This is a genomic window from Pseudobacter ginsenosidimutans (genome assembly GCF_007970185.1).
Lineage (GTDB): Bacteria > Bacteroidota > Bacteroidia > Chitinophagales > Chitinophagaceae > Pseudobacter > Pseudobacter ginsenosidimutans.
This window is the reverse complement of the sequence record NZ_CP042431.1, coordinates 4,423,031-4,436,870: the sequence shown is the minus strand read 5'-3', so window position 1 is coordinate 4,436,870 and position 13,840 is coordinate 4,423,031. Positions and strand designations below refer to the sequence as shown.

The window sequence follows — 13,840 nt, the reverse complement described above, 5'->3', positions numbered from 1 at the left end:
AGTTTGTGCTAAGGGTGGCCAAATATAAATGCATTCCCCGATCTACGAAACCTTTCATGGATGGTTTAAGAAGATTAAAGATATTATTAACAAACGCCTTAATTTTGACCGGCGTATGGCTTTACACATTACATCCCTCAATTCCGGCAGCAATGGCAATTGCTATTATATCGGCAACAGTTCTGAAGCAGTGCTGATAGATGCCGGCATCAGTTGCAGGGAAACGGAGAAAAGAATGAAGCGGTTAGGACTGGCGATGTCTGTGGTGAAAGCCATCTTTGTTACCCACGAACACTCGGACCATATTACAGGTATTTCTGTATTGTCGAAAAAACATTCCTTACCTGTTTATATTACCGATGCTACCATGCGGGCCAGCCGCATCAGCGTGCTCCCCTCACTGTTGCATACCTTTGCCGCAGGCGCCACCATCAGCATCGGGAATTTACAGGTGACAGCATTCAAAAAATATCACGATGCATCCGATCCGCATAGTTTTATGGTGAGCGATGGACAGGTGAACATCGGTATCATCACGGATATCGGGCATGCCTGTAAAGAAGTGGTGAATTGTTTTACGCAATGCCATGCCGTTTTCCTGGAAAGCAACTATTGCGATGATATGCTGGCAAACAGCGATTATCCCTGGCATCTCAAAAGGCGAATCAGCAGCGATCATGGTCACCTCAGCAATGCAGCAGCGCTGGAATTGTTCAGAAATTACAGGAGCAAGCAACTGAGCCACCTGATACTATCGCATCTTTCAAAGAACAATAACAAGCCGGAGCTGGTGCATGAATTGTTCAGCGCGCATGCGGACGGAACAAAGATTGTGGTGGCGAGCAGGTATGAAGAATCGGAATTGTTTTTTGTGGATGGGAAGGAAGTGGCAGGTAATGAAATGGTGCAGGTGAAATGGAATGCGAAGAAGCAAGCAAAAAACAATAGCCAGTTGACCTTGTTTTAATTTCTGCAATATTTACTTTGAGTGTGCCCAGTCGCTCGCCGGGAGGCAAGGGACAGGGCACACGCTAAAATTTTCTACAGCACCCAAAAAAATGGGCCAGCCATATCCGGCCAGCCCTACTTTCTGTAAAACTATATCGAAACTGCAACAAAAAAATTACCTGTTGATCTGCTCTGTATAAGTGCTCTCGAAAATCTTATCCGCATTGTTCGCTTCAAATCCGTCACGACGGTGTTCCCTTGCCACATCACCGGCATCCAGGTGCGCAAACTGCGGCAATACCCTGCGCTCTGCAAACTCCACATAACTGCCAGCGATCGCCATTGTTTCTCCATCAGCAAATTCAACTTCATTCACCGGCGCTACCGTGCTGCTCTGCAAAAGCAAACCGTCTGCACTGGTCTTGATCACGCCGCCGGAAGTATTCAATTTAACACCGATGGATTCCAAAAGCTGATTGAACTGCTCCAGTTTATTGTAAGGCGACTGCAACGCGTGAACGCTGATGGTGTAATGGTTGAGATAATACCTGTTGTAGATCACCCAGGCGGCATATTCGCTTTCCTGCAGCAGCCTGCTGTACTCCGCTTTGGTGGGCGTATTCCAGAGTGGCTTGTGAAGGAATTCACCAACTGCTTCACCATCCTGAAGATCGAGACCATCCACCGGATCGGCACTGATGCCATCTGTATATTTATGAATGATGGCCTGCGCTTCGGAAGACAAATCCTGTACGCGCAGCTCGCTCACGAAAATGCGGGGATAAGCAGGTGTGGGAGGAGCATACCAGTAAGCATCCAGTTTCTTCTCTTTGAAGAAATAAGGATCCATCTTTTTATATCCGTTGGCCAGAAAGATCTTTTCAAGCGAAGCCATGCCCAGATGGGGAACGCCCAGTGTCCTGAAAGCGATGTGATCATTCACGATCTCATCCTGAGAAGCAATGATACCCTTAGCGATCAATGCCTCCGTGATCTTCTTCACATCAGGAACATTGTTCATGTACCGCTCAAACAAGATGCTCATGAAGCGGTCCAAAGGGGTTTGTGCATTGAAGTTCATATAAAAGGTATTTCAGGATACAAATTTCGTTACTTTTATAGTTAGTAATAATTCATATTGGTAAACGAATGTTAAGTATCATTAACCAGATAGAATTCCGTCATCTCTCTTATTTCAAGGTATTGGCGGAGGAACTGCATTTCCGGAAGGCGGCGGAAAAGCTTTTCATCTCCCCTTCCGCCCTGAGCCAGCAGATCAGTCAGCTGGAAGACATCCTCAAAACAGAACTCTTTGAGCGCACCAATAAAAAAGTAAGTCTCACCGATGCCGGCAGCCTCCTGTATACTGAAGTAACACAGTTGTTCAACAAACTGAACAGTACCGTCAATAACCTGGAACTGTTGAAGAAAGGAAGCAGCGGACAGATCGGGATCGGCTTTGTGGCGTCTGCCGTGCAATCCATTTTACCCGGATTGCTGAAGCGGTTCAACAGGGAATGCCCGGGAATTAAATTCCAGCTGGAAGAACTTACTAATAAAGAACAGCTCGCGGCCCTGCAACAGGATGAGATCGATATGGGTTTCATGCGTTCCAACCAGGTAACGGAGAACATGATGATCAGGAGTGTGCTGCGCGAAACTTTTTCGCTGGTGCTTCCCGCAAATCATGCCATGACTGCCCGCAGGTTCCGGAATATCGGGCAATTGAAAGATGAAAGTTTTATCCTCTTCCCCAATGATCAGAGCCAGCTGTATTATCAACAGATCCTGCACCTGTGCGCCGATTACGGGTTCGTTCCGAAGATCTCTCACAAAGCGATTCATGCACCTGCTATTTTCAAACTGGTGGAAAATGAAATGGGCCTGTCCATTCTTCCAACTTCACTGGCCAGCGGAAATGTACCTGGCGTGCGTTTCATCGAACTGAAGAATATCCCTCAGCAAACAGAATTGTATGCAGTATGGAAAAAAGAAAACAGTAATCCTGCACTGAAATTCCTGCTGCAGTTGATGGAGGAAAGAAAAAAATAGGGCTGGCCCCAGCAGGAAGCCAGCCCGGATCATCAGACCTGATCCATTATTTTTTTACCGAGAAGGTATAGATACTTGTTGTGTGATAAGTTTTGCCCGGCACCAGCAGCGTGCTTGGAAACCCTGGCTGATTAGGTGAATCAGGGAAATGCTGCGTTTCAAAACAGAAAGCAGTACGGAACTGATCAGGCCCGCTTCTCAGCTGATTTTTCGATTGCATGAAATTACCGGAGTAGAATTGAAGTCCCGGCTCTTCTGTGAACACCTGCATATAAATACCGGTTTTATCTCCCAGAGCATTGGCCACTTCGCGCATACCTGTTCCGTTCAATACATAGTTGTGATCATATCCCTTTCCGATCAGTAATTGCACATGCGGCTCATTGATGCGTTGCCCGATGGTGGTGGGTTTATTGAAATCGAATGGCGTTCCTGCTACCGGCTCGGACTTGCCAAGCGGGATCAACGTACTGTCAACCGGCGTATAGGCATCTGCGTGGATCTGCACCAGATGACTATCGATGGTGCCACTTCCTTCGCCGTTCAGGTTCCAGAATGCATGGTTGGTGAGGTTCACAACAGTGGCTTTATCCGTAGTGGCCTCATATTCCATTTTCAGCTCGTTCTTATCCGTGAGAGTGTAGGTTACTTTAGTGTTCAGGTTTCCGGGAAATCCTTCGTCGCCATCAGGGGAAACGTAAGTGAACACTACGGTATGTTCATCCGGTTGTTCTGCTTTCCAGAGTTTGCTTTGAAAACCATTCTTACCACCATGCAGTGCATTGGGGCCATTGTTGATGGTGATTTGATAGTCTTGTCCATTTATGGCAAAACGGCCGCCTTTGATGCGGTTGCCGTAACGGCCGATGGTAGCGCCGAAATAAGGTTCTGTACTGGCTGCATATTGTGCAGCGCTGTCGAATCCAATCACGATGCCCGTGGGTTTTCCATCTTTGTCGGGCATCGTAAAACTGATCAGTCTCGCTCCTTCCGGAATGAATACTGCTTCAAACTGGTTTTTGTTCCTGAGCGTGATGGTTTTCTTTACGGCTGGTTGCTGTGAACAACTGATCATCATACTGAGCGCAATTAATGTGAGAATTAATTTCATATGGCTTTACTTTTTTCGCTGACTGGATTCCCGGATCACGGGAATGGGTTCTAACATGATCTTTTGCTGAGCAATTGTTTTGGAGCTGCTGTCAAGCAGCTGCAGCAGCAGGTCTGTTGCTTCTTTGCCCATCGTCACGGTCTGCTGATCGAAAGTGGTGAGTGAGGGAGTGATATGCTCTCCGAACATTTCATTCGCAAAGCCCACTACGCCTATATCCTGCGGCACTTTTTTTCCCATCGCCTTCAGTTGTTTGAGAACGCCGAGGGCGGTAAAATCTTCCACGGCAAAAATGGCATCCGGTGGTTCCGGTAAGCGCATAAGCTGCTCCGTTGCCTGCTGGCCAGATCCGATGCTCACATATCCTTCCACCACCAGTTGGAGGTCGAAGTGTATTTTGTGTGCCTTCAATGCAGCCTGGTAACCCTGCAGCCTTTTTTTGAATACATCCATATGCGCAGGACCGGAAATATGTGCAATCCTTTTGTAACCCTGTTTCAACAGCTCTTCTGTGGCAGCATAACCACCCTTGAAATCGTCCACCACCACAGCGGGAATGTCCAGCTCCTCTTTGGCCCGGTCGAAGAACACGATGGGAATGCCCTGTTCCCGGATATCCAGGAAATGATCATATTCTGTGGTATCCTTTGCAATGGAAACCAGGATACCGTCTACACGTGCATGCAGAAATGTTTCCAGACCTTTTCTCTCCTGCTCATTTGATTCGTTGCTCTGGTAGATGAGTACATTGTAACCTTTCTCATTCGCCAGTTTCTCAATGCCATGCACAACCGAACCGAAGAAATTGATCTCTGCACTGGGAATGATCACACCAATGAGGTTGCTCTTTCCGGAGCGGAGAGAAGACGCGATATTGTTCCGCTTGTACTGGAGCTTGCGGGCTGTTTTCTCCACCAGCTTCCGCGTTTTCTCACTGATGGCTGGATGTCCGTTCAATGCGCGACTCACGGTGGCCGGCGCTATGGATAGTTTCCGGGCAATATCAGCTATGGTTACTTTGTGTGACAAGTATGCAAACGTTTGCACAAAAATAGGGTTTATTTGAATTTTTGCAAGCCGGAATCTGCAATTGACAACCAGGTTTATTCCTTGGCAAATCCGACTGCCTCCGTTGAAAGCGCTGAACGGCCTGCAACAAATGGAAAAAAAGATCGATCACGCCTACAACTCAGACGGACTGTACATTTCGCATCGAAAAATGTAAACACCTACATCCGTACCATCTGGCCACCCACGGAAAATCGTGCAGACATCGACGATAAGTTTGTGCTGCGCGATATCATCAAGGCATTCAATCGCTCCGCCGATTACCTGATCCTCTACCTGGAACAGGCCCGCGCACACCGCTACGAAGCACTGAACCACAGGTTTGAACATGAAGTGAAAGAGCATGGCTTCCCCTTCCCCGCCAATCCTTATTACAGCACGGACCGGCTCAAAGGCAGCGATCCACAACAGATCGACACCTATATCCGTGAATATTTCAATATCATCGATAAGGCAGTGAACAAAGTTTGCGCCGGGACAAATCTGCCTGTGATAGTAGCCACCACCCGCGAAAATTTCGACCTGCTGAAACAGGTGGCGGATAAACCATCTATCTACACCGGTCATTTCTCTACCAATCATCACCAAGATCAGCTCCAGCAACTCGCAGCTGAAGCCTGGGAGCTGGTGAAACAGAACCAGTACAGCAAACGCGCAGCCGCCATCGATGAAATGATGCAGGCCGTGAATGCAGGCAAAGTAGTAACCGATCTGCAGGAGATCTGGCGCGCCGCCGGTGATGCAAGAACGCCGGGAGTAACCGATGATATCGTGAATGATATCGTCTGGGAAGTGATCTCGAAAAATGGAAGAGTGTATTTTACCAGTCAGGCTGAGTTGGGGCAGTTGGGACCGATTGCATTGAAGGTGAGGTACTAAAACGGAAAATATTCATTGCGCCAATTACAATCGCCCTGCCTTTGAATTGCAGGGCGATTGATTCCGGTCATTTAATCGCTGCCAGGTTCTTCAATACCCGCACCAGGGAAGCCGCATTGGTAAGTTCTTTCGCGGTAAAATCCCTCAAAAACCGGAACACCTTCCCTTCCCTGTCAATGATCAGGAATTGGGGGAAAGCCTGGATACCATAATACCTGATTAAGTTGTTTTGAGTTCCTTCACCATTCGTGTAAAGGTTTATAACATGCGGAGATGTGTATTCATCTTTATACACACTTTTCATCCAGCTTGCACGGGCCCTGTCAACGCATACGCTCACAAATACAATATCCTGCTCATTCCCCAATTCAGCTTCCGCTTCTTTGAGCACCTTTTCATAAACGCCTGCGCAAGCGCCACAACCAGTGAACCAAAAATCAATGAATACCACTTTCCCTTTCAGATCTCCTAATTGCACCAGCTTACCGCTGGTATCTGTCAATTGAAAATTATATGCCGGGCGACCTTCCAACTTTGCATACAGCCTGTTCAATTCAACTTTGTTCTCTTCACCGGAAATATTATTTAACTCCGCTTCAAATCTTGAAAAATCTCCTAAAGATGAATCGAGGCGCAATGCCATGATCAGCAGCTTCTCTTTCAGATCTCCGTGGTAATTATCAACGATCCATTGAATTACTCCTTCCATATCTTCTTCGCCTGATTGCAGGAAAGTTTTAAACCTGGCCTCTTTGTACAAAAACTGAACATAGCTGTCCAGCGAAGCGGCTATGGTATCAGGAACAGGGCCAAGCCTGCCATGCAATGAATCCATATAGGATAAATAAGATTGAATGAACCTGCCACGCGCCCCATCATTCAGCTTTTTTACTTCGCTATTCCAAAAATTCTGAATCCGGTAGAAGAAAGCGCCGGGCAACAGCTTGCAAATGATCTGCGCTTTAAATAACTCATAGTAATAGGCCGGCAAAACAGCACGCTGTTCTTCAAGTGTAACTAAAGCACCCTTTAATTTCTCCTGAAAGGGATTGATAAAATATCCGGCGCTGTCGATAAACAGGATGCCAGGGGTCGGTTTCAGGAAAGCAGCAGCTATTGCTTGCCAGGCAATGCTTTTTTCAGCGCCATTGCCGCTGATATGAAGATCATAATCAAAAGAGAAGGATTCGGTTATTTGCATTTCCGGATGCTTCCGCGTAACTACCATTTTCATGGCATCACCAATCTCAAAAGGATATTCAGGAATGAACGACAAATATGTATATACAGTTCCAAACAATCTATGTTCTGGTGGTGTTCTTTGCGAAATATAAAATTTACCACGCGGCGCATTGGAAGGTATGGAAAAATGGAAAACACTGTCTTCACTCCTGCCGGCCACATGCATAACAGGGGCTCCGTAATAAGTATCAGAACTAAACAGGTATAAGGAGTCAATACCCAATTTCTCATTGAATGCTACACTAACCTGAAAATGCTGCTGTGCAATAACTGCACAGCTTAATGGCAATGCAAAAAATAAAACAAGGATATATTTCTTCATGATCGATCAGTCATTTTGAGGAATTCCATTAATATTGATTTCAAGTTCAGGAATACGTAATACATACCGTTTATCATTGGGTGGCAGTGTATATGTATTGCCATTATAGATACGCGTAACAGTAGTCATAAAGCGCGGATCTTTATTTAAGCGACGCAGATCTTCCCATCTCAACTGTCCCGTAAAAGGCAGTTCTTTTCTGCGCTCCTGCAATACCAATTTCAATGCTTCATCTTCAGTACCGGCAGTGAGCGGTGTAAAAACTGCCGACTTATCCCATCTTTTTACAAGTAATGTATTCAGATCATCAAGAGCGCCTGTTACATCTCCCCTCCTTGCTTTGCATTCCGCGCTTATCAGATACACTTCATTGGTGGCAATTCCTGCAAACTGAGTATAAGTTCCTGTATAGGCGCCGGTAAAGCGTGCCCTTCCCTCGTTGTCTTCTATGTATAGTAACTTTTTGCGAAGATCAGACTCATCATATGACCTGTATAAGAGGCTATCAACATACGAGACATTGAATGCGGGCCAGATGGAATTATACGTTTGGCCGGCGGCATAAAAGATCACCTCGGGATTGTAACCGATATTTGAATAGGCAGGAAAACGATAACTACTTCCAGGCTGTACCAGCGTACTGTTGTAATCGAGGAGACTGTCATTTTCCTGCAATGCGCGGCTGGCATACAAAGCAGCACTATCGTAGTCCTGCACATGCAAATAAACTTTTGCCAGCAGTGCATTGGCAGCTACACGCGAGGGCCTGGTGCAATACAGCTGCGTGGCGGGCATTAATTCAGCAGCCGTCTTCAGGTCCTTTATCACCTGATCATAAGTTTCCTGTACTGTTGATCGCATGGTAACAATGTTGGGATCAGAAAGAAGCCGGAGCTGAATGCCGGGATCTTCCTTTGCCGTAGTTGAAACATAAGCTCTGCAATACAATTGCGACAGGAGAAAAAACATGAAGCTGCGGTGAAAAAGCGCCTGACCTTTCATGTTATTCACATCTGAAGTTGCCGGGAACGCACCTTTGGCCAGCCCTTCCAGGACCACATTTACTGCAGCTATTTTGATATATGAGCTTGAAAAAGCGCCATGTGTACCACTCTGGTAGGCAGTGAGCGAGAAAAGATACAAATTGCGTTCATCCTGATTAAGAGAACCGATATTTTGATCAGGTGTATAAAAATTATCGGAAGCAACCTGGCCAAATACCGGATAGTTCGAATTGAGGGAAGTGGTATTATCCAGAATAGCCTGGTAATCTGAAACTGTGGCTGGCATCACATTCGATTTATTATTTTTTTCATCCAGCCAGTTATCAATCTTTTTACACCCGCAGGGGAATACTATCATTCCAACTAATAATAACCTTATCATTTGAATTATTTTAGATTTACAAACTAACCCGGAAGCCCGCGCTCAGGGTAAATGGTGCTGGCAATATCGATGAGCCCAGGGTTTCAGTAATATCAGGATCCACACCGAGTTTATTCGCCCGCCAGATAATACCTAAATTGCTTCCGTATAAATAAAGCTGCGCACTCTCAAACAGTTTTCTTTTCCGGTTTTTGTTAGGGAGGGTATAACTGATACGCAGGTCTTCCAGGCGGATGTGATCAGCTTTATTCACCAACACTTCCGAGTACCTGTAAAAATTATTTCTTTGTGCATTTGAAGGATATACCAGTGATGGCACCTGTGTTTGCAGCTCATCACCCGGTTGTTGCCAGCGTTTATCAAAATCGCTGTGGCGGCCCGGACCACTGCTTACAATATCTGCATAGTTGAGTGATCCGGTGGAAGCCCTGAAATAATAACCCAGCTTATATACGATATTGAATGAAAGCGAAAAACTTTTCCAGTGAAAATCATTTCGAAAAGCGCCGAACAATTGCGGACGTGAAGTGCCGTTAAATACAAGACTGTCGGGGTGATTGTTATTGGCGATAGCCGTATAATCCTTGCTTACTTTACCATTCAAATAACCCTGGGGGTCGCCCGTTTGCGGGTCCAATCCTGCCCATTGGTAACTGAAGATGCTATATAACGGCTTTCCGGGAATTCCGATAGCAGCAGGAGAAGTGCCCTGGATGTTCAATTTGGTACGATCATATTCAACAACCTTATCCCTGATGGTATTTACAATGAGTGTTGGCTGCCAGGTTAATGCTCCGAGATGTATCTTCCCCTTTAATTGAATATCGATTCCATAGGTCCTCGTACTGGCCGAGTTCCCAAAGAATTCCCTGAACCCTATGGTAGGAGCAATCGGTTGAGCCTGGATGAGATCAAGTCCATCTTTTCTGAACCATTCGATAGAACCACCAAAATGGTCGCCTTTGAATGAAAAGTCCATCCCCATATTGAAGGTGCGGATCTTTTCCCAGGTGAGCTGAGGGTTTGGGGCCGTAAGATCGAAGATCGAAGTAGCTCCGGTAAGCGGGCTGACCAGAAAAGTACCGGTGGTATATGCGGCCCTTTGATAAACATTGCCGCTATATCCATAACTGGTCCGAAGACGCAGGTAAGGCAGCAACGGGGATTGGTAAAATGGTTCACGGCTTAATTCCCAGCTCATGCCGGCTGACCATAGCGGAGAGAATTTATTATTGGTGGCCGCACCGAATATATTAGAGCCATCACGCCTTCCGCTTAAAGTAAGCACATACCGGCTTTTGTAAGACCATGCTGCATTACCATAAAATGAAATAAAACGATTAAGCATACCATATATATTAGCTTCCGGAGCCTCTATATATGCAGCTCCCGAAGGATTTACAGGCAAACTCATGGAGTAATTTATATTGGTAGCGGAAGTGCCCCGCTCTTCATCATACCCATACAATTTTACATTGTGGCCGGATGTTTTCAACTCACGCAGTTCAATACCGGCAATGGCAGTTACCGCATGGTCTTTGTGAAATTTCCGGTCGAAATTCAATTGAGCCCGCAGGTTATTGGCGCTCCAGTCGGCCTGCGACAGATCTAGCAAACCACCTCTGGGCACCTGGTAGGTAAATGTGCCGGTTGTTGCATTCCGGATAGCAAAACGGTTCACCAGGTTCCTGGCTTCATATGATTCCTGGCTACGGTAATTGTTATTGTTGATCTTCTGTTGTTCGCTTTGGAATTGGATATCGGCGCTAAGGAAAGAAGTGAAAGAATATTTTATACCGGCCTTCAACAGAATATTTTCATTCCTGCTGTAACGGTCCATAAAATTCAGTTCATCCAAAGGAACGTATTGCCAGTTCAGGAATCCAAGGGCAGCCGCATTTTCCACAAATTGTGTACGATAATCCTTTACTACCGGAACTGGTTTCCCCTGATCGTTCACCAGTCTCGCGTAAGGATAGGTGGAGACATAGCTGATATCGGGGATATTGTTATTTTCAGTACGGTTGACGCCATAATTCATGCCCACATTGAACTCCAGTCCTTTCACCGGCACATAACTCATGAATGAGGTCAATGCAAGCCTGTTTAGTCCCAGGCCCTGTAAGTTTGAAGTATTCTTATCAAATCCACCTGAAAAAGCATAAGCCAGATTGCGGCTGCCACCCCTCATTTCCACGCTATACTGCTGAGCAACCGATCGCCTGTAGAGGTACTGTTTAAAGTCATCCCGATTATCCTGCTGTTTTAAAGCATTCAATTGTGCAGCCGCATCCTCTTCAGTAATAGCTCCCGATCTCCTCAAAGCCATGATCTCAACCGATGGGGTAATAGCCGGCCAGGAAAACGAATTATTCAGGCTGGCATCATAGTACCCTTTGCTAAATAAATATTCTTCCGCCTCTATAAAACTGCTGGCTGGCAGAAAGCTTCTGTTATACGAAAGATCAGGCCTGTTACCAAGTGTAAGATTAGCTGTAGCACTTACTTTCATGGGCTGGTCCAGCGCACCTTTTTTGGAGGTAATTACAATCACTCCATTCCCCGCTCTCGCGCCCCAGATAGCACTGGCAGATGCATCTTTGAGGATAGTAATACTCTCGATGTTATTAGGATTTATATTACCCAAATCGCCTTCGTAAGGGAAATTGTCCAGCACAATGAGCGGGTCCTTGCTCAGCTGAAGGTTTTCTGCCATGGAGCTCTCTCCACGTACGCGTATACCAAGATTTCTATTCAGCGGATTAGTGCTGGCCATCGCCGCCTGATGCTGGGTAAAGGGCAAACCTGAGTTGGGGAAGAACACGCCGTTGGCAACTCCTTTGAGACGGCCGAGGATATTGGTGCTGACACTTCTGTTCAACAATTCGTTGTTCACTTGCGCAAAAGAGCCAGTTGCACGTTCAATGGGGATCTTTTGGTAACCGGTGCTTACTACAGTAACTGTTTCCGATTCAGTAATTTTTGTTTTACCTACTAAATTCAGTTCTGATTTACCATACACCTTTGTTTCAAACGATTCAATACTGACGCCCGTAATGATCAGAGTTGCCTGATCGTCCACATCAGATAATTCGAATTCACCGTTACTATCTGTGGTTGTCCCTTTATTCGAACCCTTTACCTGTACGCTCGCCATTACAGGTTCTCCTTTTTCATTTGTTATGCGGCCACGAATGTTAACAGGAGGATGAGAAAATAACTGATGGATTATGGAATCTGTTTTGGGTGGCTTTTTTTTAACAATCACCATTTTACCTATGATAGAGAATTCAAGAGGTTGCGTTGCAAAAACCTCTTCGAGAAATTGCCTGAGCGGCATATTTACAGCGTTAATTGTCAATGACCGGGTGTTACCAAGCCAGGACTTATTGTAAATAATTCCGAAGCTTGTCTGGCTTCTAACAGCGGTAAACACTTCGCGTAGTGTAGCGTCCTTTCCTGAAAATGTAATGGTTTGTGAAACAGTCTTTCCGGACACATGCAATCCCACAGCCAATAAAAGAATAGCAGTCATTCGCATAATGCGCAGTAGTTGGGTTAAAAACATACCTTTACCTTGGTTTTAGGTTACTTAATCAGTGACAGAAAACTTACGCCGGGTCAGGAGTCCAATCTGGGCCCGGTTTCTTTTTTTTGATTGCCTTATTTTATAAACAAGATCTTTCCTTTCTTTTCATATTTCACTTCAAGATTATTTAATAACAGTAACACTTCAGAGAGCTTAAGATCCCTTGGAACACGCCCTTCCAATGTCAAATCAGGAATTTTTCCTTCATAAACAATTTCAATATCATACCAGCGGGATAATTGCCTTAACATCCCTGCAAGACTGGTATTATCAAAATTGAAGAACCCATTCTTCCACGCAATATCCTTTGCTATATCAGCCTTTACTGTTCTTCCGTTCTCAAAAGCCTCACCAGGTTTTATGATCACATTATTTACTTTGATTGCCCCTTCAATTAATGTTGTCTTAAAAGCAGGTTCATCTTTGTAATTATTTATGTTAAGACTGGTGCCAAGAACTTCCACCTGATTATTTCCTGATCTGATGATGAAAGGTTTTGCTTTATCTTTTGCTATTTCCAGATAGGCCTCTCCAGACAATTCTATCTGGCGGCTGGAAGTATTGAATGAAGTGGGAAATGTTATGGAGCTGGCAGCATTCAACCATACTTTTGTACCATCTGCCAGGCTCAATTTATACTGTCCTCCTTTGGGAGTTGTTACTGTATTGAACACCATCTTCTCTGAAGCGGCATATTCCAGTTCTCCATTGTTGTGGCCAATAGACAATTCTCCTTCAGCAATTGTATTTCCTGTACTGGAATCCAAATTTACTTTCCGCCCATCGGACAATGTAAGGATAGCTCTGTCTGCTCCCGGAAATTCATCTTCAAAAACAGGAGATGACTGCCCGGATGCCAGTTCCGATTTTTTATACCCGGAGGTATTAAAATAGATATAAGTGGCCGCTCCGAAACTGATCAAAAGAACAGCCGCCCAGCGAATCCAGGCTGCCTGCAGAAAATGGACACGGCGTACAGGTATCGCAGGTTTGATCTCACTTAAAAATTGATCATACCTGCCTTCTGCATTTTCACCGAATTCATGTAATTGGGAGAGCGCTGAGATAATATGGTCCGTATCCCCCAGTTCATTGATCAGCAATTCCCTTTCCGGGGACGATTGCTGCCATTCATTAAGATATGCCTGCTCTTCCGGCAACAATATTTCTCCATTCACGATCTTTTTCAGGATGGTGAAGGTCCGGGCATCTGTTGAGCTGAAAATGGAATTGTTCACATCAA

Annotated in this window: 10 protein-coding genes; 3 read left to right on the top strand and 7 right to left on the bottom strand. The window is 45.4% G+C overall.

Translation table 11 applies throughout. The features are described from left to right. Window positions 1-115: 115 nt before the first annotated feature. A complete protein-coding gene (locus FSB84_RS17560; RefSeq protein ID WP_130539227.1) occupies window positions 116-967 on the top strand; it encodes an MBL fold metallo-hydrolase in 852 nt (283 codons plus the stop codon). Window positions 968-1,123: 156 nt separating this feature from the next. On the opposite strand, the gene FSB84_RS17555 is transcribed toward FSB84_RS17560, so the two are convergent. Next, window positions 1,124-2,029 (bottom strand): DUF1338 domain-containing protein, encoded by a 906-nt coding sequence (locus tag FSB84_RS17555; protein ID WP_130539226.1) that lies wholly within the window; start codon window positions 2,027-2,029, stop codon window positions 1,124-1,126. A 68-nt stretch (window positions 2,030-2,097) separates the two neighbouring features. On the opposite strand from FSB84_RS17555, the gene FSB84_RS17550 reads away from it, so the two are divergent. Further along, window positions 2,098-3,000, top strand: coding sequence for a LysR family transcriptional regulator (locus tag FSB84_RS17550; protein WP_130539225.1), 903 nt, complete (start codon window positions 2,098-2,100; stop codon window positions 2,998-3,000). Window positions 3,001-3,046: 46 nt separating this feature from the next. Here the strand turns inward: FSB84_RS17550 and FSB84_RS17545 are convergent, their stop codons facing one another. Further along, window positions 3,047-4,111 carry an aldose epimerase family protein gene (locus FSB84_RS17545; protein WP_130539224.1) on the bottom strand — a complete coding sequence of 355 codons (1,065 nt, stop codon included), beginning with the start codon at window positions 4,109-4,111 and terminating at the stop codon, window positions 3,047-3,049. A gap of 6 nt (window positions 4,112-4,117) precedes the next feature. Continuing rightward, window positions 4,118-5,140, bottom strand: coding sequence for a LacI family DNA-binding transcriptional regulator (locus FSB84_RS17540; RefSeq protein ID WP_130539223.1), 1,023 nt, complete (start codon window positions 5,138-5,140; stop codon window positions 4,118-4,120). Window positions 5,141-5,221: 81 nt separating this feature from the next. On the opposite strand from FSB84_RS17540, the gene FSB84_RS17535 reads away from it, so the two are divergent. After that, window positions 5,222-6,058 carry a baeRF3 domain-containing protein gene (locus FSB84_RS17535; protein WP_130539222.1) on the top strand — a complete coding sequence of 279 codons (837 nt, stop codon included), beginning with the start codon at window positions 5,222-5,224 and terminating at the stop codon, window positions 6,056-6,058. A gap of 67 nt (window positions 6,059-6,125) precedes the next feature. Here the strand turns inward: FSB84_RS17535 and FSB84_RS17530 are convergent, their stop codons facing one another. The 4 genes from FSB84_RS17530 to FSB84_RS17515 form a co-directional block, all read right to left on the bottom strand. After that, window positions 6,126-7,622, bottom strand: coding sequence for a TlpA family protein disulfide reductase (locus FSB84_RS17530; protein WP_130539221.1), 1,497 nt, complete (start codon window positions 7,620-7,622; stop codon window positions 6,126-6,128). A gap of 6 nt (window positions 7,623-7,628) precedes the next feature. Then, a complete protein-coding gene (locus FSB84_RS17525; protein WP_130539220.1) occupies window positions 7,629-9,008 on the bottom strand; it encodes a RagB/SusD family nutrient uptake outer membrane protein in 1,380 nt (459 codons plus the stop codon). A 16-nt stretch (window positions 9,009-9,024) separates the two neighbouring features. After that, entirely contained in the window at window positions 9,025-12,549 is a 3,525-nt protein-coding gene (locus tag FSB84_RS17520; protein ID WP_158643981.1) for a SusC/RagA family TonB-linked outer membrane protein, read from the bottom strand. A 122-nt stretch (window positions 12,550-12,671) separates the two neighbouring features. Beyond that, window positions 12,672-13,835, bottom strand: a complete 1,164-nt coding sequence (locus tag FSB84_RS17515; protein ID WP_130539218.1) for a FecR domain-containing protein — start codon at window positions 13,833-13,835, stop codon at window positions 12,672-12,674. Window positions 13,836-13,840: the final 5 nt, after the last annotated feature.

Coding starts and splice junctions, on each gene's coding strand:
- FSB84_RS17525 (WP_130539220.1), bottom strand. CDS start 9,008: ATGATAAGGTTATTATTAGTTGGAATGATAGTATTCCCCTGCGGGTGT.
- FSB84_RS17560 (WP_130539227.1), top strand. CDS start 116: ATGGCTTTACACATTACATCCCTCAATTCCGGCAGCAATGGCAATTGC.
- FSB84_RS17550 (WP_130539225.1), top strand. CDS start 2,098: ATGTTAAGTATCATTAACCAGATAGAATTCCGTCATCTCTCTTATTTC.
- FSB84_RS17555 (WP_130539226.1), bottom strand. CDS start 2,029: ATGAACTTCAATGCACAAACCCCTTTGGACCGCTTCATGAGCATCTTG.
- FSB84_RS17520 (WP_158643981.1), bottom strand. CDS start 12,549: ATGCGAATGACTGCTATTCTTTTATTGGCTGTGGGATTGCATGTGTCC.
- FSB84_RS17545 (WP_130539224.1), bottom strand. CDS start 4,111: ATGAAATTAATTCTCACATTAATTGCGCTCAGTATGATGATCAGTTGT.
- FSB84_RS17530 (WP_130539221.1), bottom strand. CDS start 7,622: ATGAAGAAATATATCCTTGTTTTATTTTTTGCATTGCCATTAAGCTGT.